The organism is Pseudomonas sp. C32 (assembly GCF_030417915.1).
Taxonomy (GTDB): domain Bacteria; phylum Pseudomonadota; class Gammaproteobacteria; order Pseudomonadales; family Pseudomonadaceae; genus Aquipseudomonas.
The window spans coordinates 46,976-73,308 of the sequence record NZ_JAUHUK010000023.1 but is presented as its reverse complement, the minus strand read 5'-3'; the positions used below and the strand labels follow the sequence as shown (position 1 = coordinate 73,308).

Here is a 26,333-nt window from a genome sequence, read left to right as displayed (position 1 = left end):
GACACTTGACCCGGAGGTATGCCATGAGCCGGGTCAACGAGTCCGTCGAACAGTACTACTTCGCATCCCCGCCCTTTGGCTTGTAAAACTTGAACAAACCGATGTTCGCGGTGTTGGTGTATTTCCTGGCCCAATCCGGCTTCACCGTGCGGTCATGAAAGTACAGCGCGCCTTTTGTGCGATCCGGCAGTTGCTTGTTCAGCGCCTTGCGCGCGATTTCCTTGGCCATCGCGTAAGGCACCTCTTCCTGTACCGAGTCGGAGCGCCCATCGCACCACCAGGAGAACTGGCAATTTTTGGTTTGGCAAGTACAGGACTGGCGAGCAGTGTGATGGCAAGGCAAGCGGCGATCCAGTGACGGCGCATGGATGGGCGCAACCCTGTGGGCGATGTCGCTTCAGTGTAGTAGTGAAATGATTGCACCTGACCCCACTACACTTGGAAAATCCGTTGCCCTGAAGAGGGTAACTTCGCGCATCATGGGCGCAGTCAGTTCAAAGGGGATTCCCATGCGTTTGATTTCATCCGCGCTGCGTTTTGCCGGTTTGTCACTGGGCCTGGTGTTCGCCGCCTCAGCGGTGGCCAGCGACGAGTCGCAGTTGATTGAAGCGATCAACCAGTACCGCAGCCAACCGCAGCGCTGTGCCGGCCAGGCCTCGTCGGAATTGCCGCCACTGTCCGCCGATCCACGCCTGGTGCTGTCCGCCACCAGCGTCGGCAATCTGCAGCAGGCCATGGCCTCGGCCGGTTATCCGATGAAGAACGTGCAGGCGATCAGCCTGACCGGGCCGCGTGATGCGCCGTCGGCCATGAAAGCCATCCAGGAAAGTTTTTGCCAGATCGTGCTGGACCCGCAATTCGTCGATGTCGGCATCAGCCGCCAGGACCGTGAATGGCGCATTACCCTGGCGCGCCCTCTGTTGAGCGGACGCCTGGGCGACTGGCAAACCGAAGGCCAGAAACTGCTGGCCGAACTCAACACAGCCCGCTCCCGCCCCACCCAGTGCGGCACGCAATCCTTTGCGGCCACCACACCGCTGACCTGGAACGCCACACTGGCGGCGGCCGCCGAGACCCACTCGCGGTCCATGGCCAACAACAACTACTTTGACCACAGGGATCGCGACGGCCGCACACCGGGCGATCGCGCAGAACTGGCGGGCTATGACTTTCAGCAAATCGGCGAAAACATCGCTGCCGGGCAAGACAGCGTGCGCAAGGTGGTCGATGGCTGGTTGGCCAGCGCCGGTCATTGCGCCAACCTGATGAATCCGCAGTTTCGCGAGTTGGGTGCGGCGTATGCGACCGATCCGAAAAGCGACGGCGGGATTTACTGGACGGTGATGTTTGGGGCGCAGTGACGGCGGTGACGGCATGCTTCATGGACCATCGTCGATGACCCGCTCATCAACAGTGATTGCGCGCCGTTTCCCGTTGCTTTCAGTCTGCGCCGTTTGATGAATATGAGCGGTGGTTCAACCACCGCGCTTCTAAGGGAAAAACGTTTGAAGCCGACCTCGGAACAGGATCTGTCGACACCCCAAGCCATCAGCCTGCGTGAAGCGTTTCTGTTCTGGCTCAAGCTGGGCTTCATCAGTTTCGGCGGGCCGGCCGGGCAGATTTCGATCATGCACCAGGAGTTGGTCGAACGGCGGCGCTGGATCTCCGAGCGACGCTTTCTGCACGCGCTCAACTATTGCATGTTGCTGCCCGGCCCCGAGGCGCAACAGCTGGCGACTTACATCGGCTGGCTGATGCACCGAACCTGGGGCGGTGTGATTGCTGGTGTGCTGTTTGTGTTGCCGTCGCTGTTCATTCTGATCGCCCTGTCCTGGGTGTACGTCGCCTTCGGTGACGTGCCGGTAGTGGCCGGTCTGTTTTATGGGATCAAGCCGGCGGTGACGGCAATTGTGGTGCAGGCGGCTCACCGGATCGGCTCGCGGGCGCTAAAAAACAATTGGCTGTGGGGCATCGCTGCGGCGTCCTTCGTGGCCATCTTCGTGCTCAATGTGCCGTTTCCGCTGATCGTGTTGGCGGCTGCGGTGATCGGCTATTTCGGCGGGCGACTGGCCCCTGAAAAGTTCAGGACCGGCGGACACAGCGCTGCGCAAAAAACCTTCGGCCCGGCGTTGATCGACGACGACACCCCACCGCCTGAACACGCCCGGTTCAGTGGTTTGAAACTGGCACGCCTGGCCGTTGTCGGTGCGATTTTGTGGACACTGCCCATGGCCACACTCACCGCCCTATTTGGCTGGGAAGGCACGTTGACGCAAATGGGCTGGTTCTTCACCAAAGCGGCACTACTGACCTTCGGCGGCGCCTACGCGGTGCTGCCGTATGTGTACCAGGGCGCGGTCGGCCACTATGGATGGCTGACGCCGACGCAGATGATCGACGGCCTGGCGCTCGGCGAAACCACCCCCGGGCCGCTGATCATGGTGGTGGCGTTTGTCGGTTTCATCGGCGGGTATGTGCTTGAGGTATTCGGCCCGGACCAGGCGTTTATCGCCGGTGCGCTCGCGGCCACATTGGTGACCTGGTTCACCTTCCTGCCCTCGTTCCTGTTCATTCTCGCCGGTGGCCCGCTGGTGGAGTCGACGCACAACGAACTCAAGTTCACCGCTCCGCTGACAGCGATCACCGCCGCGGTGGTCGGGGTGATTCTTAATCTCGCGTGTTTTTTTGCTTATCACGTGCTGTGGCCGAACGGTTTCAGTGGAAACCTCGACTGGCCTTCGGCGCTGATAGCAATAGCCGCGGCCGTTGCGTTGCTGCGGTTCAAGCGCGGCGTGATCGAAGTGTTGATCGGTTGTGGGGTGATCGGGCTGGGTGTGCACCTGATGCAATGAATGAGACGTTTACACGCGCCGCTTTCCCCCCTAGTATCCAGCCACGACCGGATGGCTTGTCACACTTGCCGCCGACGATTTCCAATGCTGGAAACACTCGCTATGAACCGCATTGTCAACCTGCCCATGGCCTTGAGCCGTTCCAAACTTCGTCACTCCGCACGTCCGCCGGATAGCACCCTGCTCGTCTAAGCGCGTCCCCAACGCGTCGAGCCCCCTCCCTCGCTAATCCTTTGCCTGCATGCCCCGGATCTTTGCATCCGTCGTCGTGCCGAGGCCCGAATCCGTGCGTCCGCAGGACGCCAACGTGAGTGACGAACAATGAAATTCGCAGCCCTTGAAGACGCCAAACGCTTTCTGGCCGACAACCCCGATATCGACATGATCGAGCTGTTCATTCTTGACGCCAACGGTGTGCCACGCGGCAAGCTGTTGCACCGTGAAGAACTGCTGGCGGTCTACGAAAGCGGCCGTCCGCTGCCCAGCACCATCCTCGGTTTGACCTTGCAGGGTGAGGACGTCGAAAACTCCGGGCTGGTCTGGGACGTGGGCGATATCGATTGCCGCGCTTACCCGCTCGAAGGCAGCCTGGTGCGCTTGCCGTGGCGGCAGATTCCGACCGCCGCCGTGCAGGTCAGCATGCACCCTGAAGAAGGCATGCCGGCGAGCATCGCCGACCCGCGTCACCTGCTGATCAATGTGATCGACCGTCTGAAAGCCGAGGGTTACTACCCGGTGATGGCCTGCGAACTGGAGTTCTACTTGCTGGACGCCAAGCGCGACCACAATGGACGCCCACAACCGGCGCTGGACGCGGACGGTGGTCGACCGCGACACACGCAGGTGTATGGCCTGCGCGAACTGGAGCAGATCGAACCGTTCCTCGCCGACCTGTATGCGGTATGCAAGCTCCACGGCATTCCGGCACGCACGGCGATTTCCGAGTACGCACCGGGCCAGGTGGAAATCACCCTGGAACATGGCGATGCCCTCGAAGCGATGGACCAAGCGGTGCGCTACAAGCGTCTGGTGAAAGCCATCGCCCACAAGCACGGCATGCAGGCAACGTTCATGGCCAAGCCGTTCGATCACTTGGCGGGCACCGGCATGCACATGCACGTCAGCATCGCCGATGCCGAGGGTCGCAATCTGTTTGCGTCCGAAGACCCGGCCGGTACACCGCTGTTGCGCACCGCCATCGGCGGCATGCTGGCGTCGTTGCTCGATTCCTTGCTGCTGTTCTGCCCTAACGCCAACTCGTACCGGCGTTTCCAGGCCAACAGCTACGCACCGCTGGCACCGACCTGGGGCGTCGACAACCGCACCGTCAGCCTGCGCGTGCCGGGTGGCCCGGCCAACAGCCGCCACATCGAACACCGCATCTGCGGCGCCGACGCCAACCCGTATCTGGCGGCGGCGGCCATTCTGGCGGGGATCCATCGGGGCTTCAGCGAAAATATCGATCCGGGCGATCCGGTGGAAGGCAACGGCTATGCGCAAGCCACGCAATTGCTGCCGACCGATTGGCTGACGTCGCTGACGGCGCTGGAAAATTCGGTGTGGGCACGGGATGCATTGGGTCAGGAGTTTCTGGGGGTGTATCTGGCGGTCAAACGTGCCGAGTACCGGCAGTTCATGGCTGAAGTGGGTGAGCAGGACTGGCGCTGGTATTTGACTGAAGCGTAAGCCCTTCTCCGTCAATCGGTCCAATTCAATCCCTGTGGGAGCGAGCCTGCTCGCGATGAGGCCACCACATTCAACATCATTGTTGACTGGGCGATCGCTATCGCGAGCAGGCTCGCTCCCACAAAGGGCTGCGTTCACTTGACTGGCAATGTTCTCCCAATTTCCCCTGGACACTGACATGACCCAACAACGCTGCAATTCCTACTACACCGCCACCCTTAACCAGGACACCGATTACCCGACCCTGCAAGGTCAGCATCGCGTCGATGTGGTGATCATCGGTGGCGGCTTCACCGGCGTCGCCACCGCTGTCGAACTGGCGGAAAAAGGCCTGAAAGTCGCCATTGTCGAAAGTAATAAAATCGGCTGGGGCGCCACCGGGCGCAATGGCGGCCAGGTCACCGGCAGCCTCTCGGGCGATGAAGCGATGCGCAAACAGATGCGCCGCACCATCGGCGAAGACGTCGACGATTTCATCTGGCACCTGCGCTGGCGCGGGCACCAGATCATCCAGCAGCGGGTCGAGAAATACGGCATCGCCTGCGACCTCAAGCACGGTCACTTGCATGCCGCGTACAAGCCCAGTCACATGGACGGCTTGCGCAAGGATTACGACGAAGCGGTGCGTCGTGGCATGGGCGACGAGGTCAGCCTGCTCGACCGCAGCCAGGTACGCGATCTGCTGCAAAGCGATCTCTATCACGGCGCGATCAAGAACACTCGCAACATGCATTTGCACCCGCTCAACCTGTGCATCGGTGAAGCGCGGGCGGCCGAAAGCCTGGGCGCATTGATCTTCGAAAACAGCGAAGTGCTGGAAATCATCCATGGCGACACGCCGGGCGTGCGCACCGCCCATGGCCGCATCGATGCCAATCAAGTGCTGCTGGCTGGCGACGTGTACCACAAGCTCGAACCGAGCAAGCTCAAGGGCAAGATTTTCCCGGCCATGGGCGGCATCGTCACCACCGCGCCGCTGGGCGATCTGGCGAAGCAGATCAACCCCGAAGACCTTGCCGTGTACGACTGCCGTTTCGTGCTCGACTACTATCGCCTGACCGCCGACGGTCGCCTGCTGTTCGGCGGTGGCGCCAACTACAGCGGCAAGGATTCACGCGACATCGCCGCCGAGTTGCGCCCGTGCATCGAACAGACGTTTCCGGCGCTCAAAGGCGTGGCTATCGATTACCAGTGGAGCTGCGCGATGGGCATCGTGATCAATCGCATCCCGCAACTGGGCAAGCTTTCGGACAACGTCTGGTATTGCCAGGGCTACTCCGGCCATGGCATCGCCACCACCCACATCATGGGTGAAATCATGGGCCGGGCGATCACCGGGCAAATGGAGCATTACGATACGTTCGCCGCGTGTCAGCACATCCGTGTGCCGATGGGTGATCTGCTGGGCAACCCGATGTTGGCGGCGGGCATGTGGTACTACCAGATGCTTGAGCGGTTGCGCTGAGTCAATTGCTGCATATTCAGCATTGATGTTGTCTGTGCTGGCCTCATCGCGAGCAAGCTTGCTCCTACAGGGATTCCGGTCGACCACAAAATTTGGTCTGGCCGATATCCCCTGAGGGAAGGGGCTTGCCCGCGATGGGGCCAGCCGCCCCACCACAAATACATCACCAAGTATCAATGCCCTCGATCATTCAAATCACTACACCGAATTTTTTATTTGCTCCCGATCTGTTCAAAATGGCGCCATTGCCCATTGGACGGATGGAACCCTCATGAATCTCAATTTCGCTTTCGCCTGCATGATCGTGGTGTCTTTTGCCATTGCGCTAGGGCACGCCTGATCGGCACGGCTTCGTTGATTTGAATCAAGCGTCTGTCGGCAATCCGCGCCAGACGAGAGTAAAAGCCTGACAGATCAGGAAAATGCTCTATAACCAGTGGTGACACGATTTTCGATCAGGGGAACTGGAAGGCTCCCTCGAAGATTGATCTCTATAAAAGCTGCGGACAATTGAGTGCCCGCCAGGAGACGCCACGATGAAAGCCCTGAAGATTGCCGCCAGCGAAGGCGCGCAGGAATGTTTCAAGAATGCCCGGGAAGTGGTCCTGCTCGGCAACACCGACTTCACCAACGTCGCGGTTGCGGTGGTCTCTGTTGCCGATGTATTGGCCGGCGCCCTGGACGCGATCCAACGTACCGGTTTCGATATTCCGATTTTCCTGGTTGCCTCCCCCGGTGTTGAAACCCAACCCCGGCAGGTCTACAAACACCTGCAAGACGTACTGTTGCAGGTCAATGGCATTTTCGACCGGACCCGCGCCAACGTCGAATACCATGGCAACCAACTGGAAACTGCCGCCCGCGCCTATGAAGCAACCCTGCTGCCACCCTTCTTCGACTCGCTGAAAAAGTACACCGAATCGGCCAACGCCACATTCGCCTGCCCGGGCCACCAGGGCGGGCAATTCTTCCGCAAACACCCGGCGGGGCGGCAGTTTTTCGACTTCTTTGGCGAAACGCTGTTTCGCGCCGACATGTGCAACGCCGACGTCAAGCTGGGCGACCTGCTGATCCACGAAGGCCCGGCATTGCTGGCACAAAAACATGCGGCGAAAGTGTTCAACGCCGACAAGACCTATTTTGTGCTCAATGGCACCTCGGCCTCTAACAAAGTGGTGACCAACGCCCTGCTCACCCCGGGCGATCTGGTGCTGTTCGACCGCAACAACCACAAGTCCAATCACCAAGGCGCGCTGATCCAGTCCGGGGCGACGCCGGTGTACCTGGAAACCGCACGCAATCCTTACGGCTTCATCGGCGGGATCGACTCGCATTGCTTTGAAGAAGACTACCTGCGTGAACTGATTGCCGAGGTCGCGCCGGACAAGGCTCAGCTGCCACGGCCGTTCCGCCTGGCGATCATTCAGCTCGGCACCTACGACGGCACCATCTACAACGCCCGGCAGGTCGTCGACCGCATCGGCAAGTTGTGCGACTACATCCTGTTTGACTCGGCGTGGGTCGGTTACGAGCAGTTCATTCCGATGATGAAAGACTGCTCGCCCCTGCTGCTGGAACTGGATGAAAACGATCCCGGCATCTTCGTCACCCAATCGGTGCACAAACAGCAGGCCGGTTTCTCCCAGGCGTCCCAGGTGCACAAGAAAGACCGGCACATCAAGGGCCAGGACCGCTACTGCAACCATCACCGGCTGAACAACTCGTTCATGGCCCAGGCCTCGACGAGCCCGTTCTACCCGTTGTTCGCCTCGCTGGATGTCAACGCGCGTATCCACGCCGGCCGCAGTGGCCTGCGGCTGTGGGAGGACTGCGTGAAGTTCGGCATCGATGCCCGCAAACTGATTCTGGAAGCCTGCACCATGGTGCGCCCATTCGTGCCCGACACGATTGAAGGGCGGGCATGGGAAGACTATCCAACGGATGAGATCGCCAATGACCTGCGCTTCTTCGAGTTCCATCCGAAGGATCGCTGGCATGCCTTTAGCGGGTACGCCGAGAAGCAGTACTTCATTGACCCGTGCAAGTTGCTGTTCACCACGCCGGGGATCGACCCGGTCGATGGCAGCTACACCGACTTCGGTATCCATGCCGGCATCCTCGCCAATTTCTTGCGCGAGAACGGCATCGTTCCGGAAAAATGCGACCTGAACTCGATTCTGTTCCTGCTGACCCCGGCGGAAGACTGGGCGAAAATGACCCACCTCGCCGCGCAGATCGCCCGTTTCGAGCGGTTCATCAGTGATGACGCACCGATGAGCCGGGTGTTGCCGACGATCTATGGGTTGAACGAGGAACGCTACCGCAACTACACCATCCGCCAGCTCTGCCAGGAAATGCACGACCTGTACCGCGAGCGCGACGTCCAGCATCTGCAGAAGGCGATGTTCCGCAAGGAACACTTCCCGAAAAAAGCGATGAACCCGCAGCAAGCGCAGAACGAGTACATCCGTGGCAACGTCGAACTGGTGGCATTGGCGGATGCAGACGGCCGGATCGCCGCCGAGGGCGCACTGCCTTATCCGCCTGGCGTGCTGTGCGTGGTGCCCGGCGAAATCTGGGGTGGTGCGGTGCTGAAGTATTTCCTGGCGCTGGAAGAAGGCATCAACGCCTTGCCAGGCTTCACGCCAGAGTTGCAAGGCGTGTACTTGAAGCAGGAAGGAGGCCGCACTCGGGCTTACGGCTATGTAATCAAGGCCTGATGCGGTGACACAGGAGCCAGGCTATTGCCTGGCTCCTGTCATTTACAACCGTCAGTATTTTTCAGCAATGAACTTGTACGGATAGTCCGGCTCGCGGTAGTCGCCCGGCCCCTGCCGTTTTGGTAGCTTCACTTTCTCACGTGGCACATCCTCGTAAGGGATGCTGTTCAACACATCATTGATGATATTGAGTCGCGCCCGACGCTTGTCGTTCGAGTTGGCAACCCGCCATGGGGCGTATTCGGTATCGGTCGCCTCGAACATGTCGTCACGTGCGCGGGAATACTCGTACCAGCGGCTATAGGACTTGATGTCCATCGGTGACAGTTTCCAGATCTTGCGGCCATCGGTGATACGCGCCGTGAGCCGGCGGGTCTGCTCCTCAGAGCTGACTTCGAGCCAGTACTTGAGCAGGATGATCCCCGACTCGACCAGCGCATGCTCGACTTGCGGTGCCACTTTGTCGAGGAAGTTCCTGACCTGCTCTTCCGTGCAGAACCCCATGACCCGTTCCACACCGGCACGGTTGTACCAACTGCGGTCGAAAATCACCACCTCACCGGCCGCCGGTAAATGCGGCAGGTAACGCTGCAAATACATCTGGCTTTTTTCCCGTTCCGTCGGCGCCGGCAAGGCCACGACCCGGAAAACCCGTGGGCTGACCCGCTCGGTGAGGGCCTTGATCGTACCGCCCTTGCCTGCCCCGTCACGCCCTTCGAAGATGATGCAAACCTTCAGGCCCTTGTGCTTGACCCACTCTTGCAGCTTGACCAGTTCGACATGCAGCCGGGCCAGCTCCTCGAGATAATCCTTGTTCTTGAGCTTGTCAGTTTCAACAGGCTTGGTCTTCGCTTCAGCCTTCTTCTTCGCCATCGCCGATACCTCGTTCATTTCGTCAAAATACGTCCGGGGAGCGCTTGCGAACGCTCATTCACTGTCGACTGCGCTGGTAATGATCGACCGCCTGCTCCAGGTTCAAGAACATATGCGACTCGCCCAGCGTACGACCCAACGGGGCCTTGATAACCATGTCCCACACCGACGGGCTCATGCCCACCATCCAGAGTGAAATACCTTTTTCGCGCATTTGCTGCTCCGCCAGGGTCAGCATCTTCAAGGCGGTGTATTCCAGGTCGAACACACTGCGCAGGTCGAGAATCACCACGTCGGGGTTAGCGTCATTGATCAGCGGGCGCATCTTCTCGCCGATACGCTCGGCATTGGCGAAGAACACGCGACCTTCCGGGCGCAGCAACAGCAACCCGTCAAACTGTTCGTCTTCGGCAGTCTCTTCGGACTGCGGACGATAGACGTTGGTACCGGGTTTGCGCCCCAGGCGATGCACGGGCGGATCGGACACTTGATAGGCCAACGCCACCAGCGAGACGACAATCGCCACGACAATGCCTTGCAGCGTGCCCAGCAACATCACCCCGAGCATCGCCACCACGGCCCAGACAAATTCGGTACGGCGAACCGACAGGATCTCGCGAAACTCTGCCGGTTCGATCAGCCCCACCGAATACACAATCACCACCGCAGCGAGCGTGGCGTTGGGCATCTGGCCAATGAACGGCGCCAGTAACAGGCACGTGCCCAGCGACAACGCCGCGGTCACCAGTGCGGCCAGTTGCGAGCGTGCGCCGGCCAGGCGATTCACGGCAGTTTGGGTCGTGCCGCCACCGGCAACCATAGCGCCGAGAAAGGCACCGCCGATGTTGGCGACGCCGGTGGCAACCAGCTCACGGTTCGGTTGAGGCGTTGGCTCGTAATTGCGGGCGAAGGCGCGTCCTGCAGCAATGGTCTCGGTAAAACTCATCAGCGCGATGCCCAACGCCGAGGGCCAGAGGGCTTCCGCCATCGACCAGATGGGCATCGTCAAACCCGGCAGGCCAATCGGCACCGCGCCGACGGCCGAAACGCCGAATCGCTCAAGGTTCAACAGGCTCATCGCAACAATGCCGATCGCCACGGCAATCAACGGTGCCGGTAATTTCGGTGTAAAACGCTTCATGCCGATCAGCAACAGCACCATGGACACGCCCACCGCCACGGTCGGCAGCGAGGCGTGTCCGAGGCTTTGAAAGGTCGCCACCAGGTTGTGCACAAACCCGGCCTTGTCGATGTGGGTGCCCAGCAGTTTGGGGATCTGGTCCAGCACGATGACCACACCAATGCCGGCCTTGAACCCCACCAGTACCGGTTCGGAAATGAAGTTGGCGACAAAGCCCAGCCGCAGGATCCCTGCCACAATCAGGATTGCCCCCACCATCAGCGCCAGCGTAGCGGACGCCGCGAGCAACGTCGCGGCATCGCCGTCGGGGCTGATCTGGCCGAGTGCCGAGCCGGCCAGGATGGCCAACGTCGTGGTGGTGCTGACGCTGAGTGGGCGCGAGCTGCCGAGCAGCGCATAAATCACCATCGGCACCAGCGCGGTGTACAGGCCGACCTGCACCGGAAGGCCGGCGATGGTGGCGTACGCCAGTGCCTTGGGAATCACCACCGCCGCGGCGGTGAGCCCGGCGATGATGTCACCCCTGAACCAGTCGGACCGATAGTTGCTGAGCCACTCGGGAATCAGCAGGTCGCGCACGGTACTCCGGCGTTGAATCGCAGGAATTCGTTCGTGCGGATGGCTGCCTTGCTGATCCATGAGTAACTCCGTCGTAAATCGTGATGCGGATAATGAGTGAACTTGGTTGGCCGCACTATCCCTTAACTGCACACGTAACCATTGCAAGGCTTCATCGGCGAATCGTGTGTGCCAGCAGGCAATCAACTCGGTCTCAGGAAACTCAAGCAGCGGGGAGTGACAACCGAGGTTGAACAGGTCGGCAAACGTGCGAGCTACAGGGCTCAGCAAATTACTAATGTAGCCGGTTTGCGAGGCGATGAACGGCGTATTTTCTGGAGCGCAAAAAAAAACCGCACGAATGCGGTTTTTTTGTGGAGTCCGGTCAGTTCAGGCGTTGACTCAATGGTCCAGCGAGCCAGCCTTGGTCAACCCTTTGGTGTTGTGATCACCCGGGGTCGTGGCCGAAATAGCCGTGGCTTTGCTCAAGCCGCGCGTATCTTTGGAATGGGCGACAGCCGAGGTCGTCGAGCCATGGCCGCGATCGCCGTTGCGCTCACTGCCGTAGTGATTTCCGCTTTCGCCATGGTCGCGGACAGCCTTGCCGGCGTGGTCGCTGGCCAAACCTTTACCGTGGCCGTTGCTGGCAGAGCCGCCGGAGTGACCTGCACCACCACCGTTGCCGCCGCCATGGCCGCCACCGTTTCCGGCACCATTACCGCCGCCATTACCGCCGCCGTTTCCACCGCCACCGCCATTACCACCGCCACCGCCACCGCCACCTCCGTCTTTGGCGTAGGCAGAACCCATGAAGGACACGCCATCAGGCAGCAACGGGGCAGCTGCCAACATCAGGGCGCACGACATAACTGCAACGAGACTCTTGTTTTTTAAAAGCATGATCGCTTCCTTAATGGCTTGATATCGCCTGATGTATGACGCGATATCACCCTTGCAGTTCAAGTGTTTCGACGGACGGGCACCGTACTACGGCAAAGCAAATCCGCCGCTCAAACGCTAATGAAACGCACCATCGAGAATTTCATAAATCAGCCCGGTGGCCAGCGCGACCAGAATCAGGTCCGTGCCGACTTGCTGCCATTCATAACCATCATAGTGAGGCAGGCTGCCGATCAACCGACCGTCCAGTTTCTTGGCAATACCGGGCGGCAACGGCTTGCCGCGGGCGAGGTTTTTCTGGATGCCCGGTGGCAAGGCAGGGCCTGGGCTCCAGTAGTCGCGATTCACGCTAATGATCCCGAACACGCTGTCGCGATTGACGCTCGGGCCGTGGCTCCAGTCGTCTCCACCGGAGTTCTTGTGTTTGTTTCCATGACTGCTCTGGTTGCCATTGCCCTGCCCCTTGCCGGGCTCGGCCAACGCAGTGGCTGACCCGCAGACCAGCGCCAGGCAGGTAACCGCTGCAATCAATGAGCGAGATTTAGACATGAGTCGTTCCTTCATCGAGGGAGAGTTCCCTAAAATTTAGACGCTGCTGATGATGTAGGTTCCATAAAGTGAACGTCTGCGCTCACACGACCCCGTCTGGAGACCCCGCCATGACCCGCATGATTGCGACCTTCGCGACATGGGCTTCGCCGGTGGCGCGTGACCATCCAGGAAGCGCAACACCGAATCTGTGGCGAGGGGCTTGCTCCCGCTGAATTGCGAGGCGGCCCCAATGGGACGGCTGCGCGGTCCATCGCGAGCATGCTCGCTCCTACACAAAAATCATGGGGTACAAGACTGATCTACATTGATCAGAAGTTCGCCGGCGTGTTCGCGCTGATGATTTCCGCCTCATCCTGGCCGATGTTGCGAAACCGGTGCGGCAAGGTCGTCGGGAAGTAATAGCCGTCGCCGGCGTTGAGCACGCTGACCTGGCCATCGACGGTCAATTCCACGGTGCCGCGCGTAACGAGGCCGCACTCCTCGCCTTCGGCATGCACGATCGGTTCTTCCCCGGAGCTGGCGCCCGGGGCGTATTGCTCACGCAGCAGACGCATTTGGCGGCTGGGGACGGACGCGCCGATCAGCAGCAGGCGCAGGCCATGGCGGCCGAGGTCCGGTTGTTCGCTGGCGCGGAAGATGTATTGGTGTTCGCGGGGCGGCTGATCGAAGGTGAAGAAGTCGGCCAGGGACATGGGGATGCCCTCCAGCAATTTCTTCAGGGAGCTGACGGAAGGACTGACCCGATTCTGTTCGATCAGGGAGATGGTGGCATTGGTGACGCCGCTACGCCGTGCCAGCTCGCGCTGGGACAGTTTGTAGCTTTCGCGTACTAATTTGAGTCGTGAGCCCGTATCCATGACAGCCTTATGCGCCAACCGGTAGGAGGGGTGGAGAGCAGGCGCGGATTACGCCGTTTTCCGGTCCCGGAAACGTGAAAGGCGGCTATTAAATCACGTTTGCTAGTAATGCTCAGCAGGTTCGATAAATGGCCGAAAAAATAGCCATTTGCCATGAAGTCGCACAACCTGTGGGAGCCAGCCCGCTGGCGAAAGCGGTGTGTCAGGCGACATCTTTTTTGGCAGATATGACCTCATCGCCAGCAGGCTGGCTCCCACAGGGAAAGCATAAAAAACCAGCGGTTCCTGTTGCACAGAAGCCGCCGGCGAGGCAAAGCTTAGATGCCGAAACGGTCGCGCAGCGAGTAGTACACAGCGCCCAGAGCGGTCAGCGGTGCCGAGAAGGTACGCCCGCCGATCATCGGCATGTGCGGCAGCGAAGCGAACGCGTCGAAACGTTCGGCGTCGCCACGGATCATTTCCGAGATCAGTTTGCCGGCCAGGTGCGAACAGGTGACGCCGTGGCCGCTGTAGCCCTGCATGTAGTAGGCGTTTTTCTCGATACGGCCGAATTGCGGCATACGCGACATGGTCAGCAGGAAGTTGCCGGTCCAGCGGTAGTCAATCTTCACGTCCTTCAATTGCGGGAAGGTCTTGAGGATTTTCGGGCGGATCAGTTGTTCGATGTCGTCCGGTTCACGGGCGCCGTAGACCACGCCACCGCCGTACAGCAGACGGTTGTCCGCTGTCAGGCGGTAGTAATCGAGCAGGTAGTTGCAGTCTTCGACGCAGTAGTTGTTCTTGATCAGGCTGCGCGCTTGCTGCTCCGACAACGGCTCGGTGACGACGATCTGCGAACCGCACGGCATGCTCTTGCTGGTCACGCGGTTGTCCAGGCCCTGCGGCAGGTAGGCGTTACCGGCGATCAGCAGGTACTTGGCCTTCACCACGCCTTTGGCGGTGCGCACGGTGATCGGCTCGCCGTAGGTGATTTCCACCGCTGCCGATTGCTCGTAGATCTTGCCGCCCAGGCCGATGATCGCCGAAGCCTCACCCAAAGCCAGGTTCAGCGGGTGAATGTGGCCGCCCTGCATGTCCAGCAGGCCGCCGACGTAGGCTTCGGAACCGACTTCGCGCTTGATGTCGGCCGCGTCGAGCATCTGCAGGCTCTTGTTGCCGTAGCGCTCCCAACTCTTCTTCTGCTCGGCCAGGCCATTGAGTTGTTTCTTGTTCATCGCCGCGAAGATGCCGCCGGGACGGTAATCGCACTGGATGTCGTAGTGCTGTATGCGCTGACGGATGATGTCGGCGCCTTCGAAAATCATGCTGCCGAGGATTTCGGCGGTCTTGTCGCCGTAGCGCTCTTCGATCACGTCGACGTCGCGGCTATAGGAGTTGACCAGTTGACCGCCGTTGCGACCGCTGGCGCCGAAACCGACCTTGGCGGCTTCGAGCACGGTCACGCTGTAGCCCGCTTCAGCGAGGAACAGGGCTGAAGACAGGCCGGTGTAGCCGGCGCCGATCACACAGACATCGCAATCCACCACCCCTTCCAGCACAGGGAAATCACCGGTGAAGTTGCGGGTGGCGGCGTAGTAGCTGTTTACATGCGTTTGTTTCATACATTTCTCCGAGGGTCGCCGACAGAGCCGGTGACCGTCGCTTTATTGTTATCAGAGCTTGATCCAGGTCGCTTTGAGTTCGGTGTATTTGTCGAACGCGTGCAGCGATTTGTCCCGACCGTTACCCGACTGCTTGAACCCGCCGAACGGCGCGGTCATGTCGCCGCCGTCGTACTGGTTGACCCAGACGCTGCCGGCACGCAGGCCACGGGCGAAGGTGTGGGCCTTGCTCAGGTTGCTGGTCCACACACCGGCGGCCAGGCCGAAGATGCTGTCGTTGGCAATCGCCAGGGCTTCTTCCGCCGTGTCGAAGGTGATCACCGACAAAACCGGACCGAAGATTTCTTCCTGGGCGATGGTCATGGCGTTGGTCACGCCGTCGAAAATCGTCGGCTCCACGTACTGGCCACCGGTGTCTTCGAGGGTACGACTGCCGCCCGCTATCAGTTCGGCGCCTTGCGCTTTGCCGATGCCGATGTAGCGCAGCACGTTGTCCAGTTGACGCTGGTCGACGACCGCGCCGACGGTGGTTGCAGGATCGAGCGCGTGCCCCGGTTTCCACGCTTGCAGCGCTTCGACCAACAACGGAATGAACTGCTCGCGGATCGAACGTTCAATCAGCAGGCGTGAACCGGCGGTGCAGACTTCGCCCTGGTTGAAGGCGATGCCGCTGGCCGCTGCCTGCGCGGCTGCGCGCAGATCCGGTGCGTCGGCGAACACCACGTTCGGGCTCTTGCCCCCCGCTTCCGCCCAGACGCGTTTCATGTTGCTCTGGCCGGCGTAGATCATCAGTTGTTTGGCAATCGCCGTGGAGCCGGTGAAGGCCAGCACGTCGACGTCCATGTGCAACGCCAGCGCCTTGCCGACGGTGTGACCGTAGCCCGGCAAAACGTTGAACACGCCTTTCGGGATACCGGCATCCAATGCCAGCTGCGCGATGCGGATCGCGGTCAACGGGGATTTTTCAGAAGGCTTGAGGATGAACGAGTTGCCCATTGCCAGGGCCGGGGCGAATTTCCAGCTGGCCATGATCAACGGGAAGTTCCACGGCACGATGGCCGCAACCACGCCGACCGCTTCGCGGGTCACCAGGCCCAATTGGTCCTGAGGTGTCGCGGCGACTTCGTCGTAGATCTTGTCGATGGCTTCGGCGGTCCAGCGGATCGCGTTGGCAGTCGCCGGAATGTCGATGCTCATGGAGTCGCTGATCGGCTTGCCCATGTCGAGGGTTTCGAGCAGGGCCAGTTCTTCCCGGTTCGCCAGGATCAGGTCGGCGAAACGGATCAGGATGCGCTTGCGCTCGGCCGGGGCCAGGTTGGCCCACACGCCGGACTCGAAGGTGCGGCGCGCGACAGCGACAGCGGCATTGGCGTCGGCTTCGTCGGTGCTGGCGACATTCGCCAGGAAACGACCGTCCACCGGGCTGATGCATTCGAACGTCGCGCCATCGGCGGCTGCGCAGTACTGGCCGTCGATGAATGCGCGACCTTCAATATTGAGGGACTGGAAGCGTTGCTCCCAATCGCTGCGAGTGTTTGTCATGGTTGTGACTCGACGCAGGGGAATAGGTGATCGTCGGACGGACGCCCGCCCAATCAAAAAATGAAATGCGATCCCTGTAGGAGCTGGCTTGCCAGCGATTGCGGTGGATCAGACGTCATCAATGTTGACTGTGACGACGCCATCGCTGGCAAGCCAGCTCCTACAGGGTTGGCGGCGCACACGAGATTTGTGTACACCGCCAACGCCGTCAGACGGTGTGCAAGTACCAGTTGTACTCAAGGTCCGAGATGGAGTTCTCGAACTCGGCCAACTCGCTTTCCTTGCACGCCACGAACACGTCGATGTACATCGGGTCGATGTATTTGGCCATGACTTCGCTGTCGTCCAGCTCGCGCAGTGCATCGCGCAGGTTGTTCGGCAGGCTCTGTTCGTTCTGCTCGTAGCTGTTGCCTTCGACCGGAGCGCCCGGCTCGATCTTGTTGGTCAGGCCGTGGTGCACACCGGCCAAAACCGATGCCATCAACAGGTACGGGTTGGCATCGGCGCCGGCCACTCGGTGTTCGATGCGCACCGAGTCCGGTGAACCGGTCGGTACACGCACGGCCACGGTGCGGTTGTCGATGCCCCAGCTCGGCGAGTTCGGCACGTAGAACTGTGCGCCGAAACGACGGTACGAGTTGACGTTCGGGCAGAGGAACGCCATCTGCGCCGGCAGGGTCTCGAGCACACCGCCGATCGCGTGTCGCAGCGCGGCGTTCTGCTCGGGATCCTCGCTGGCAAAGATGTTGTTGCCTTCTTTGTCGAGAATCGAAATGTGCACGTGCAGACCGTTACCTGCCTGGCCCGGATACGGCTTGGCCATGAAGGTGGTGTCCATCTCGTGGTCGTAGGCGATGTTCTTCACCAGACGCTTGAGCAGGACGGCGTAGTCGCAGGCCTTGATCGGGTCGGCCACGTGGTGCAGGTTGACTTCGAATTGCGCCGGGGCGCTTTCCTTGACGATGGCGTCAGCAGGAATGCCCTGCTCTTTCGCGCCTTCGAGGATGTCTTGCAGGCAGTCGACGTATTCGTCGAGGTCGTCGATCAGGTACACCTGGGTCGACATCGGACGCTTGCCGGAAACCGGCGAACGCGGCGATTGCGGACGACCGTTCACGTTGTCCTGGTCGATCAGGTAGAACTCCAGCTCGAACGCGGCGCAGATGGTCAGGCCAAGGTCGTCGAACTTGCGCACGATATTGGCCAGTACTTCCCGCGGGTCGGCGAAGAATGGCTGACCTTCGATTTCGTGCATGGTCATCAGCAGTTGCGCGGTTGGGCGCTTTTGCCATGGCTCGATGCTCAAGGTGCCGGGGATCGGGTAGCAGATCCGGTCGGCATCGCCGATGTCCAGACCCAGGCCGGTGCTTTCCACCGTGGAACCATTGATGTCCAGAGCAAACAGAGACGCCGGCAGGTTGATGCCTTTCTCGTAAACCTTATGAAGACTGGTGCGTTCGATGCGCTTACCGCGCACCACACCGTTCATATCCGCAATCAGAAGGTCGACGTACAAAACCTCAGGATATTTCTTAAGGAATGCGTTTGCTTCGTTGAGTTGAACGGTACGCAGAGGGACCGACATGATGCACCTATTTTTTACTGTTAATTATTATGTTCACCGCCCTTTCACGAGTCCAGTCAATCCGAAAGGCAAAGTGAAGTCAATAGCGAACACTTGGCCTTAAAGCGTTTATTTTCTGGCCATTCAGAGGCGCGCAAGTGCCAAATCATCTACCAAACGCCCGTAGATCCTGAATATCGGACGGGAGACGTTTAGAATTTTTTACATGAGAGTTGTTAATTAAAATCAACAAGGCTAAGCTCCGGAAAAGCTCGTTCAAGTGTGAAACTTCGAGGTGATAAAAATGGCATTCAAGCCATTGATCGGCGTTACAGCCTGCGTCAAACAGATTGGCCTGCACCCCTACCACATCAGCGGCGACAAGTACGTGCGCGCTGTCAGCGTTGCGGCGCTGGGGCTGCCTGTCGTTATTCCTTCCTTGGGCGACCTGATCGACATCGAGGACCTGCTGCCGCAGCTCGACGGTCTGTTGCTGACCGGCTCGCCATCGAACGTGGAACCTTTCCACTATCAAGGCCCGGCCAGCGCCCCCGGCACGGAACATGATCCACAACGGGACCGCACCACCCTGCCCCTGATCCGCGCAGCCATCGCTGCCGGCATTCCGGTCCTCGGCATCTGCCGTGGTTTCCAGGAAATGAACGTGGCGTTTGGTGGCAGCCTGCATCAGAAGGTCCATGAGCTTCCTGGCATGCTCGATCATCGCGAAGCCAACCATCCGGACCTGGCCGTGCAATACGCTCCCGCCCATGCGGTGAACGTGCAGCCCGGTGGCGTGTTCGAAGCGCTGGATCTGCCGACGGTGTTCCAGGTCAATTCGATTCACAGTCAGGGCATCGACCGACTCGCTCCCGGCCTGCGCGCCGAAGCCGTCGCCCCCGATGGCTTGATCGAGGCGATCTCCGCCGAACACAGCAAAGCGTTTGCCCTCGGCGTGCAATGGCACCCGGAATGGCAGGTGCTGGACAACCCTCCTTATTTGAGGATTTTCCAGGCGTTCGGTGATGCGTGCCGACAACGGGCGGCGCTGCGCCACTCGAGCTGACGGCCTAAACCCAAACTAAACGATTAACTGCCCAGCGCGAGCGGGCAGGCGCTTTTGCGTGCCTCGCTCGCGTCAGCAACACACTGCGATAACAACAAGTACTACCAGGCAGCCAGGATGGCGGCGCCGAATTAACCCGGTGGGTGCGTCACCCTGTAGGAGCTGGCTTGCCAGCGATGAGGCCCGGACAGTCGACATCAGTGTTGACTGTCAGGCCGCCATCGCTGGCAAGCCAGCTCCTACAAGGGACCGCGACCGGCAGGGTTTGCAATCCACTATTAAGCAGGGCCGCGTTGGCCCGGCGACTGAAACCTGTTGGGAGTTTCACATGGCAAACGCCTCCAGCATCTACAGGAAGGCTCTTGAAGGTCACCAGGCACCGAAAAAGGTGTTGGTGAAAGTCGATCGCGTCACCAAGAAATTCGACGAGACCATCGCAGTGGACGATGTGTCCCTGGAGATCCATCAGGGCGAAATCTTCGCCCTGCTCGGCGGCTCCGGTTCGGGTAAATCGACTCTGCTGCGCATGCTCGCCGGTTTCGAGCGCCCGACTGAAGGCCGGATTCTGCTCGACGGTGTCGACATCACCGACATGCCGCCGTACGAGCGGCCGATCAACATGATGTTCCAGTCCTACGCCCTGTTCCCGCACATGACGGTGGCACAGAACATCGCCTTCGGCCTCAAGCAGGACCGTTTGCCCGCCAGTGAAATCGACGCCCGCGTTGAAGAGATGCTGCGCCTGGTGCACATGACCCAATACGCCAAACGCAAACCCCATCAACTGTCTGGCGGTCAGCGTCAGCGCGTGGCCCTGGCCCGTTCCCTGGCCAAGCGCCCGAAGCTGCTGTTGCTCGACGAACCGATGGGTGCACTGGATAAAAAGCTGCGTTCACAAATGCAGCTGGAACTGGTGGAAATCATCGAACGCGTCGGCGTGACCTGCGTGATGGTGACCCACGACCAGGAAGAGGCCATGACCATGGCCGAGCGCATTGCGATCATGCACCTGGGCTGGATCGCCCAGATCGGCAGCCCGGTGGACATTTATGAGGCGCCGGTCAGCCGCATGGTCTGCGAATTCATCGGCAACGTGAACGCCTTCGACGGCACCGTGATCGAAGACCTGGAAGGTCACGCGATCATCCACAGCCCCGACCTGGAGCAGAAGATCTACGTCGGTCACGGCGTCAGTACCTCGGTGCAGGACAAGTCGATCACCTACGCGATCCGCCCGGAAAAACTGCTGGTCAGCACCACCAAGCCTGATACCCGTTACAACTGGTCCAGCGGCAAAGTGCATGACATCGCCTACCTCGGCGGACATTCGGTGTTCTACGTCGAGCTGCCGGGCGGCAAAGTCGTGCAGTCGTTCATGGCCAACGCCGAACGCCGTGGCGCCCGTCCGACCTGGGACGATCAGGTCTACGTGTGGTGGGAAGACGACAGCGGCGTGGTACTGCGCGCATGAGAACCTTCAATCAGCAATTCCTGCGCCTGGTGCCCAGTGGGCGAAAACTGGTCATCGGCATTCCGTTCCTGTGGCTGTGCCTGTTCTTCCTGCTGCCGTTCTTCCTGGTAATGAAGATCAGCTTCTCGGAAGCCGCGCTGGCCATTCCGCCCTACTCTGAGATCTACACCTACGCCGAGCAGAAATTCAACCTGCTGCTGAACATCGGCAACTACACCTTGCTGGGCGAAGATGAGCTGTACCTCTCCGCTTATCTCGGTTCGTTGAAGGTCGCGCTCTACAGCACGCTGATGTGCCTGGTGATCGGCTTCCCGATGGCCTACGCCATTACCAAGGCGAGCAAGGAAGCGCAAAACGTCTTGATGCTGCTGATCATGATGCCGACCTGGACCGCGATCCTGATCCGCGTTTACGCGTGGATGGGCATCCTCAGCAACAACGGTTTGCTCAACGGTTTCCTGATGTGGACCGGGCTGACCTCGCACCCGATCGAGATCCTCAACACCAATACCGCCGTGTATATCGGCGTGGTGTATGCGTATCTGCCGTTCATGATCCTGCCGCTCTACGCCAACCTGGTCAAACACGACCAGAGCCTGCTGGAAGCCGCGTCGGACCTGGGTTCGAGCACCTTCAACAGCTTCTGGAAAATCACCGTGCCGCTGGCCAAGAACGGCATCATCGCCGGTTGCATGCTGGTGTTCATTCCGGTGGTCGGCGAGTTCGTGATTCCGGAACTGCTGGGTGGCCCGGAAACCCTGATGATCGGCCGAGTGCTGTGGCAAGAGTTCTTCAATAACCGCGACTGGCCGGTGGCGTCTGCCCTGGCGGTGGTGATGCTGTTGATCCTGATTGTGCCGATTCTGCTGTTTAACCGCAGCCAGGCCAAAGAGATGGAGGCACGGGGATGAAACGCTTCGGATTTTCAAAGTTCATGCTGATTTTCGGCCTGTCGTTTATCTACCTGCCGATGCTGATTCTGGTGATCTACTCGTTCAACGCCTCCAAGCTGGTGACGGTGTGGGGCGGCTGGTCGATCAAGTGGTACGCCGGCTTGCTCGACAACAGCCAGTTGATGGGCTCGGTTTTGCGCTCGCTGGAAATCGCCTGCTACACAGCGATTGCAGCGGTCGCGCTGGGTACTTTGGCCGCGTTTGTGCTGACACGCGTAACGCGTTTCAAGGGGCGCACGCTGTTCGGTGGTCTGGTCACCGCGCCGTTGGTGATGCCTGAAGTGATCACCGGTCTGTCGCTGTTGCTGCTGTTCGTGGCCATGGCGCAGTTGATCGGCTGGCCGATGGAGCGTGGCATCGTCACGATCTGGATCGCCCACACCACGTTTTGTGCCGCCTATGTGGCGGTGGTCGTCTCCGCCCGCCTTCGCGAGCTGGACCTGTCCATCGAAGAAGCGGCCATGGACCTCGGTGCGAAGCCGTTCAAGGTGTTTTTCCTGATCACCATTCCGATGATCGCGCCGTCACTGGCGGCCGGCGGCATGATGTCCTTCGCCCTGTCGCTGGATGACCTGGTGCTGGCGAGCTTCGTGTCGGGTCCGGGTTCCACGACCCTGCCGATGGAAGTGTTCTCGGCGGTGCGGCTGGGTGTGAAACCCGAGATCAACGCCGTGGCCAGCCTGATCCTGTTGGCGGTTTCGATCGTGACCTTCATGGTCTGGTACTTCAGCCGCCGTGCCGAAGCCAGCCGTAAACGCGCGATCCAGGAAGCGATGGACCAGACGGCCAGCGAATCGTGGCAGCAACCTGAAAAGAAAATGCTGGAAGCTATCGCCTAAAGCTCCGTGATTTGCTCTTTGTGGCGAGGGAGCTTGCTCCCGCTGGGTCGCGAAGCGACCCCATTAGATGGGACTGCTGCGCAGTCCAGCGGGAGCAAGCTCCCTCGCCACAGATTCGCTGTGATACTGCATTGTGTTTTGTATAAAAAGAAATGGAGTTGTACCGATGAAAATGTTTGGCAGGACTCTGCTGACACTGTCCTTATTGGGCGTGATTGCCACCGGCGCCCAGGCCAATGACAAGGTTCTGCGCGTCTACAACTGGTCGGATTACATTGCCCCGGACACCGTCAAGAAGTTCGAAGACGAGACCGGTATCCGCGTGACCTACGATGTGTTCGACAGTAACGAAACCCTTGAAGCACGCCTGCTGGCGGGCAAATCCGGCTACGACATCGTCGTGCCGTCCAACAGTTTCCTGGCCAAGCAGGTCAAGGCCGGTGTTTATCAGGAACTGGACAAATCAAAGCTGCCGAACTGGAAGAACCTCAATCCGGTCCTGCTGAAAAACGCCTCTGCCAGCGACCCGGATAACGCCCACGCCTTTCCGTACATGTGGGGCTCGATCGGCATCGGGTTCAACCCGGAAAAGGTCAAGGAAGTGCTCGGTGCCAACGCCCCGACCAACTCCTGGGACTTGCTGTTCAAACCGGAAAACGCGGAAAAACTGAAAGCCTGCGGCATCAGCTTCCTCGATTCGCCCACCGAAATGATCCCGGCCGCCCTGCACTACCTGGGTTACCCGGCGAACGATCAGAACAAGGCGCACATCGCCGAAGCCGAAGCGCTGTTCATGAAGATCCGCCCGTCGGTGGCCTACTTCCATTCGTCGAAGTACATCTCTGACCTGGCCAACGGCAACATCTGCGTGGCCGTCGGTTACTCCGGCGACGTGTTGCAGGCCAAGGCCCGCGCCCAGGAAGCCGGCGACAAGGTGAAGATCGAGTACAGCATCCCGAAAGAAGGGGCCGGCAGTTTCTACGACATGGTCGCCATCCCGCGTGATGCAGCGAATGTCGAGGAGGCTTACCTGTTCATGGACTTCCTGATGCGCCCGGACATCATCGCCGAGATCACCAACAACATCGGCTACAGCAACGCCAACCTGGCGGCGACGCCGTTGGTGGATGAAGCGATTCGCAACGAGCCGGGTTCGTATCCGTCCCAGGAAGTGATGGCGACCTTGTATGCGATTCCGGACATGCCGATTGGCGTGCAGCGGGTCATGACCCGGGGTTGGACCAAGGTGAAGCTGGGTAAATAACCACCGCTTCCTGCCAGAGGACTTTCATGCAGCGCCTTACCACCGCTGCATCACTCACCTGGCTCCCTCGGTTTAGGTGAATTTCGGCGCCCTCGGGCGCCTTTTTTTGTGTTGGATTACGCCGTCCCCAGCGGCCATTCGGCCAGCGCCCGATAGCGGCCCTTGTGCGATTCGAACAGTGTGAACCGATCGGCACGCAGGAAAAATTCCGGTGCCGTGGCGGACTCGGGTACCGGCGCGCGAAAGTCACGGGCCAAGGTCAGGTGCGGGCGAAACTCACGAGGCGCATCCTCCAGGGCAAACGGCAACAAGGCCTGTTCCAGGTCATACACCAGACGCAACAACGCCGGGGGCGCTTGCTCCGGCGCCAATACCAGCACCCCTGCCCTGCGCCAGGCATCCAGTCGATCAAGCGTCACGGTCAAGCACTCGGCCGACGTGCGCACCGACGCCGCCGCCTCGCAAATATCGGCCACCTGCGCCGCGACGATCGAACCGAGAAACTTCAACGTCAGGTGAAAGTTTTCCGCCGGCACCGGCCGCCCGCTCCTCAGTTGCAGGGCGCTGCGCCATCGAGCAATGGCCTTGCGCTGCGTCGGTGGGCAATCGAGGGCAAAGAACAGCCGCTTGAACGGCTCGCGGGATTCGTCATTCATGCCGGGCATCTCTTGCGGGAATGGCTTGAGTTTACAACCGGCCAGCGGGTTTCTGGCACCTCGCCGCATGCGCGTTATAGTTCTAGCAAGCGAATCACGCGGAGGGGGCCATGCGACAGATCATCAGCACAGAGCCATGGTGGGCCTCGCCGCCCGCGCCCGGCCAGGATGAGCTCAAGCTGGAATGGGGCTGGCTGGTGCATTACAGCGAAGGCGAGCCACGTTTCGAGTTCATTCGCGAACGGCCGACGGACGACGAAATCCGTCAGCGCAAAAGTTGCAGGATCACCCCGGCAGCGGAGTGACCCTGTGGCTCGCGTCAGGCTTTTAGGAGTATTTCAAACCCGCCGTACACCATGCGTTGACCATCAAACGGCATGGGATTGACGTCCGGCTGCATGCGCGAATCCTGCATCATTTTGTCCATGCCGGCATTGCGGGTCGCCTTGTCCGGCCAGATGATCCAGCCCATGGCGACGGTTTCGTCTTCCTTGAGTTTGACCGCCATCGGGTACGACGTCACTTTGCCTTGTGGCACATCGTCGCCCCAGCATTCGACCACGCTCAGGGCGCCGTTTTCCTTGAAGATGGCAGCGGCGATTTCGGCGTGTTTCAGGTATTGCTCGCGCTGGGCGGTGGGTACTGCAGCGATAAATCCATCAACGTAAGACATGAGTGTTCTCCTTCGGTCATGGGGTGTTCTGTTGGGTAGTCGCTGGCGTCGGGCTCCAATCGACAGTGCCGGCACTCAACCCGACCGACGGTTGCACGCTATCCCCCAGGCTGCCTTCGATTTGCGCCGCCAGGTACAGTGTCCCGGCCATCACGCCGCTGGTCGGGTTCTGCAGCAGCTTTCTCCAGGCCTTGTCGAAGGTGTTGCCCAGGCTGCTACGGATCAGCGCCTCGCTGTCGGGCCGGTCGTTGGCCCGTATGATTGCGCGAATGCCCGCCACGCCGACGGTGATCAAGCCACCGGCAAGTTTCCCGGCCGCGGCGGCCACCGCACTGGCGGCTCCCCGCGGGGCCATTTCCGCCTCTATCTGCTGGCTGGCGCGCTTGGCGACGGGGGCCATGGCGGTATCGGTCGAATCGACACCCTTGTTCCCTCCGGCCTTGTGGATCTTATCGATCAGCGCCGCATAAGCCGGCAGCGTGTTCAAGGGTTCGGCGCGCATCACCTGGTACAGCGAGGCGTTGCGCGCCGGTGGCGGCCCGAGGGCAATGGCGGGGATTTTCTGGATTCGGCCATTCAATTGGGCCATCGGCACGCCGTGGCGCTTGGAAATCTTCTGCAATTCTTCCTTGAGAATGTCCACGTAGAACGCCGCTGCATTGCCAAGAATCGCATCGGGATCAATCTCGACCGCCACCGGGGCCAGGACTTTTTCCTGATACGCCTCCAGCAGATAGGCCGCCAACCGCTTGGCCGACGCATCCTGCTCGCCCTGGGCGCTGAGGGTGTACCAACTGACTTTCATCGAGATCCATTCCTGGGTCCAGTAACTGCTGAACCAGGGAATGAAGTTCTCTTCAGTCAGTTGATAGACCCGCGTGCGCCAGTAATCCATGGCGCCGTGGGCGTAGATCTTGGTCTGCTCGGTCGCTGACTTCGAGCCCTCGACGATCTCTCGGTCCACCTGTTGCCAGGTGCTGGGGGAGACGAAGACCGGCGCCACTTGCACCTGCGCGCGCTCCGGCGTGGCGCATCCCGCCAACACCAGTAGCACGACAACGATCAGCGAACGCAGGTTCAAGATCGCGGTTCTCTAAAGT

At 60.2% G+C, this 26,333-nt stretch carries 22 protein-coding genes and 1 pseudogene; 11 read left to right on the top strand and 12 right to left on the bottom strand.

Going from position 1 to position 26,333, the window contains the following annotated elements; all coding sequences use genetic code 11:
* Positions 1-55: 55 nt before the first annotated feature.
* Positions 56-304, bottom strand: a pseudogene (locus tag QYH43_RS22940) (cell wall hydrolase); the annotation flags it as partial.
* A 205-nt stretch (positions 305-509) separates the two neighbouring features.
* Between QYH43_RS22940 and QYH43_RS22935 the strand changes: the two are divergent.
* The 5 genes from QYH43_RS22935 to speF all read left to right on the top strand — a co-directional run bounded on the left by QYH43_RS22935 (position 510) and on the right by speF (position 8,723).
* Positions 510-1,361, top strand: a complete 852-nt coding sequence (locus QYH43_RS22935) for a CAP domain-containing protein (protein ID WP_095058513.1) — start codon at positions 510-512, stop codon at positions 1,359-1,361.
* A gap of 144 nt (positions 1,362-1,505) precedes the next feature.
* Positions 1,506-2,852, top strand: coding sequence for a chromate efflux transporter (chrA, locus tag QYH43_RS22930; RefSeq protein ID WP_095058512.1), 1,347 nt, complete (start codon positions 1,506-1,508; stop codon positions 2,850-2,852).
* A gap of 321 nt (positions 2,853-3,173) precedes the next feature.
* Positions 3,174-4,538 (top strand): glutamine synthetase family protein, encoded by a 1,365-nt coding sequence (locus tag QYH43_RS22925; RefSeq protein WP_095058511.1) that lies wholly within the window; start codon positions 3,174-3,176, stop codon positions 4,536-4,538.
* Between the two features lie 178 nt (positions 4,539-4,716).
* Positions 4,717-6,003 (top strand): FAD-binding oxidoreductase, encoded by a 1,287-nt coding sequence (locus tag QYH43_RS22920; protein ID WP_095058510.1) that lies wholly within the window; start codon positions 4,717-4,719, stop codon positions 6,001-6,003.
* 536 nt (positions 6,004-6,539) lie between these two features.
* Positions 6,540-8,723, top strand: a complete 2,184-nt coding sequence (gene speF / locus QYH43_RS22915) for an ornithine decarboxylase SpeF (protein WP_095058509.1) — start codon at positions 6,540-6,542, stop codon at positions 8,721-8,723.
* 51 nt (positions 8,724-8,774) lie between these two features.
* Here speF and ppk2 read toward each other — a convergent pair whose 3' ends face one another.
* The 8 genes from ppk2 to QYH43_RS22875 all read right to left on the bottom strand — a co-directional run bounded on the left by ppk2 (position 8,775) and on the right by QYH43_RS22875 (position 18,332).
* Positions 8,775-9,596: a polyphosphate kinase 2 gene (ppk2, locus tag QYH43_RS22910; RefSeq protein WP_095058508.1), complete on the bottom strand. Its 822-nt coding sequence runs from the start codon at positions 9,594-9,596 to the stop codon at positions 8,775-8,777.
* 58 nt (positions 9,597-9,654) lie between these two features.
* Positions 9,655-11,376, bottom strand: a complete 1,722-nt coding sequence (locus tag QYH43_RS22905) for a SulP family inorganic anion transporter (protein ID WP_301158191.1) — start codon at positions 11,374-11,376, stop codon at positions 9,655-9,657.
* 321 nt (positions 11,377-11,697) lie between these two features.
* Positions 11,698-12,195 carry a hypothetical protein gene (locus QYH43_RS22900; protein ID WP_301158190.1) on the bottom strand — a complete coding sequence of 166 codons (498 nt, stop codon included), beginning with the start codon at positions 12,193-12,195 and terminating at the stop codon, positions 11,698-11,700.
* 117 nt (positions 12,196-12,312) lie between these two features.
* Positions 12,313-12,744, bottom strand: coding sequence for an anti-virulence regulator CigR family protein (locus QYH43_RS22895; protein WP_095058505.1), 432 nt, complete (start codon positions 12,742-12,744; stop codon positions 12,313-12,315).
* A 311-nt stretch (positions 12,745-13,055) separates the two neighbouring features.
* Positions 13,056-13,604 carry a cupin domain-containing protein gene (locus tag QYH43_RS22890; RefSeq protein ID WP_095058504.1) on the bottom strand — a complete coding sequence of 183 codons (549 nt, stop codon included), beginning with the start codon at positions 13,602-13,604 and terminating at the stop codon, positions 13,056-13,058.
* Between the two features lie 317 nt (positions 13,605-13,921).
* Positions 13,922-15,205 carry an FAD-binding oxidoreductase gene (locus QYH43_RS22885; protein ID WP_095058503.1) on the bottom strand — a complete coding sequence of 428 codons (1,284 nt, stop codon included), beginning with the start codon at positions 15,203-15,205 and terminating at the stop codon, positions 13,922-13,924.
* Positions 15,206-15,256: 51 nt separating this feature from the next.
* On the bottom strand, positions 15,257-16,747 hold the full coding sequence (locus QYH43_RS22880; RefSeq protein ID WP_095058502.1) for an aldehyde dehydrogenase: 1,491 nt from the start codon (positions 16,745-16,747) through the stop codon (positions 15,257-15,259).
* Between the two features lie 208 nt (positions 16,748-16,955).
* Positions 16,956-18,332 carry a glutamine synthetase family protein gene (locus QYH43_RS22875; RefSeq protein ID WP_095058501.1) on the bottom strand — a complete coding sequence of 459 codons (1,377 nt, stop codon included), beginning with the start codon at positions 18,330-18,332 and terminating at the stop codon, positions 16,956-16,958.
* Positions 18,333-18,615: 283 nt separating this feature from the next.
* Here QYH43_RS22875 and QYH43_RS22870 point away from each other — a divergent pair, with 283 nt between their 5' ends.
* The 5 genes from QYH43_RS22870 (at position 18,616) to QYH43_RS22850 (ending at position 23,904) form a co-directional block, all read left to right on the top strand.
* Entirely contained in the window at positions 18,616-19,377 is a 762-nt protein-coding gene (locus QYH43_RS22870; RefSeq protein WP_095058500.1) for a gamma-glutamyl-gamma-aminobutyrate hydrolase family protein, read from the top strand.
* A gap of 328 nt (positions 19,378-19,705) precedes the next feature.
* On the top strand, positions 19,706-20,848 hold the full coding sequence (gene potA, locus QYH43_RS22865) for a polyamine ABC transporter ATP-binding protein (protein WP_095058499.1): 1,143 nt from the start codon (positions 19,706-19,708) through the stop codon (positions 20,846-20,848).
* A gap of 29 nt (positions 20,849-20,877) precedes the next feature.
* Complete coding sequence (locus QYH43_RS22860; RefSeq protein WP_177408817.1) at positions 20,878-21,759, top strand: ABC transporter permease subunit; 882 nt, start codon at positions 20,878-20,880, stop codon at positions 21,757-21,759.
* Entirely contained in the window at positions 21,756-22,640 is an 885-nt protein-coding gene (locus tag QYH43_RS22855) for an ABC transporter permease subunit (protein WP_095058497.1), read from the top strand. The genes QYH43_RS22860 and QYH43_RS22855 overlap by 4 nt, the downstream gene beginning before the upstream one ends.
* Before the next feature lie 166 nt (positions 22,641-22,806).
* The gene (locus QYH43_RS22850) at positions 22,807-23,904 is read left to right on the top strand and encodes a polyamine ABC transporter substrate-binding protein (RefSeq protein WP_095058496.1); all 1,098 of its coding nucleotides are present in this window, start codon (positions 22,807-22,809) and stop codon (positions 23,902-23,904) included.
* Positions 23,905-24,020: 116 nt separating this feature from the next.
* Here the strand turns inward: QYH43_RS22850 and thpR are convergent, their stop codons facing one another.
* Entirely contained in the window at positions 24,021-24,560 is a 540-nt protein-coding gene (gene thpR, locus QYH43_RS22845; protein WP_095058495.1) for an RNA 2',3'-cyclic phosphodiesterase, read from the bottom strand.
* 110 nt (positions 24,561-24,670) lie between these two features.
* Here thpR and QYH43_RS22840 point away from each other — a divergent pair, with 110 nt between their 5' ends.
* Complete coding sequence (locus QYH43_RS22840; RefSeq protein WP_095058494.1) at positions 24,671-24,865, top strand: hypothetical protein; 195 nt, start codon at positions 24,671-24,673, stop codon at positions 24,863-24,865.
* A gap of 14 nt (positions 24,866-24,879) precedes the next feature.
* On the opposite strand, the gene QYH43_RS22835 is transcribed toward QYH43_RS22840, so the two are convergent.
* Both QYH43_RS22835 and QYH43_RS22830 read right to left on the bottom strand, forming a co-directional pair.
* Positions 24,880-25,233: a DUF1428 domain-containing protein gene (locus tag QYH43_RS22835; RefSeq protein ID WP_095151525.1), complete on the bottom strand. Its 354-nt coding sequence runs from the start codon at positions 25,231-25,233 to the stop codon at positions 24,880-24,882.
* 16 nt (positions 25,234-25,249) lie between these two features.
* Positions 25,250-26,314 (bottom strand): hypothetical protein, encoded by a 1,065-nt coding sequence (locus QYH43_RS22830; RefSeq protein ID WP_301158189.1) that lies wholly within the window; start codon positions 26,312-26,314, stop codon positions 25,250-25,252.
* Positions 26,315-26,333: the final 19 nt, after the last annotated feature.

Excerpts from the sequence above, each read along its gene's own strand:
- QYH43_RS22935 (WP_095058513.1), top strand. The coding sequence starts at position 510 with ATGCGTTTGATTTCATCCGCGCTGCGTTTTGCCGGTTTGTCACTGGGC.
- QYH43_RS22925 (WP_095058511.1), top strand. The coding sequence starts at position 3,174 with ATGAAATTCGCAGCCCTTGAAGACGCCAAACGCTTTCTGGCCGACAAC.
- QYH43_RS22920 (WP_095058510.1), top strand. The coding sequence starts at position 4,717 with ATGACCCAACAACGCTGCAATTCCTACTACACCGCCACCCTTAACCAG.
- speF (WP_095058509.1), top strand. The coding sequence starts at position 6,540 with ATGAAAGCCCTGAAGATTGCCGCCAGCGAAGGCGCGCAGGAATGTTTC.
- ppk2 (WP_095058508.1), bottom strand. The coding sequence starts at position 9,596 with ATGGCGAAGAAGAAGGCTGAAGCGAAGACCAAGCCTGTTGAAACTGAC.
- QYH43_RS22905 (WP_301158191.1), bottom strand. The coding sequence starts at position 11,376 with ATGGATCAGCAAGGCAGCCATCCGCACGAACGAATTCCTGCGATTCAA.
- QYH43_RS22900 (WP_301158190.1), bottom strand. The coding sequence starts at position 12,195 with ATGCTTTTAAAAAACAAGAGTCTCGTTGCAGTTATGTCGTGCGCCCTG.
- QYH43_RS22895 (WP_095058505.1), bottom strand. The coding sequence starts at position 12,744 with ATGTCTAAATCTCGCTCATTGATTGCAGCGGTTACCTGCCTGGCGCTG.
- QYH43_RS22890 (WP_095058504.1), bottom strand. The coding sequence starts at position 13,604 with ATGGATACGGGCTCACGACTCAAATTAGTACGCGAAAGCTACAAACTG.
- QYH43_RS22885 (WP_095058503.1), bottom strand. The coding sequence starts at position 15,205 with ATGAAACAAACGCATGTAAACAGCTACTACGCCGCCACCCGCAACTTC.
- QYH43_RS22880 (WP_095058502.1), bottom strand. The coding sequence starts at position 16,747 with ATGACAAACACTCGCAGCGATTGGGAGCAACGCTTCCAGTCCCTCAAT.
- QYH43_RS22875 (WP_095058501.1), bottom strand. The coding sequence starts at position 18,332 with ATGTCGGTCCCTCTGCGTACCGTTCAACTCAACGAAGCAAACGCATTC.
- QYH43_RS22870 (WP_095058500.1), top strand. The coding sequence starts at position 18,616 with ATGGCATTCAAGCCATTGATCGGCGTTACAGCCTGCGTCAAACAGATT.
- potA (WP_095058499.1), top strand. The coding sequence starts at position 19,706 with ATGGCAAACGCCTCCAGCATCTACAGGAAGGCTCTTGAAGGTCACCAG.
- QYH43_RS22855 (WP_095058497.1), top strand. The coding sequence starts at position 21,756 with ATGAAACGCTTCGGATTTTCAAAGTTCATGCTGATTTTCGGCCTGTCG.
- QYH43_RS22850 (WP_095058496.1), top strand. The coding sequence starts at position 22,807 with ATGAAAATGTTTGGCAGGACTCTGCTGACACTGTCCTTATTGGGCGTG.
- thpR (WP_095058495.1), bottom strand. The coding sequence starts at position 24,560 with ATGAATGACGAATCCCGCGAGCCGTTCAAGCGGCTGTTCTTTGCCCTC.
- QYH43_RS22840 (WP_095058494.1), top strand. The coding sequence starts at position 24,671 with ATGCGACAGATCATCAGCACAGAGCCATGGTGGGCCTCGCCGCCCGCG.
- QYH43_RS22835 (WP_095151525.1), bottom strand. The coding sequence starts at position 25,233 with ATGTCTTACGTTGATGGATTTATCGCTGCAGTACCCACCGCCCAGCGC.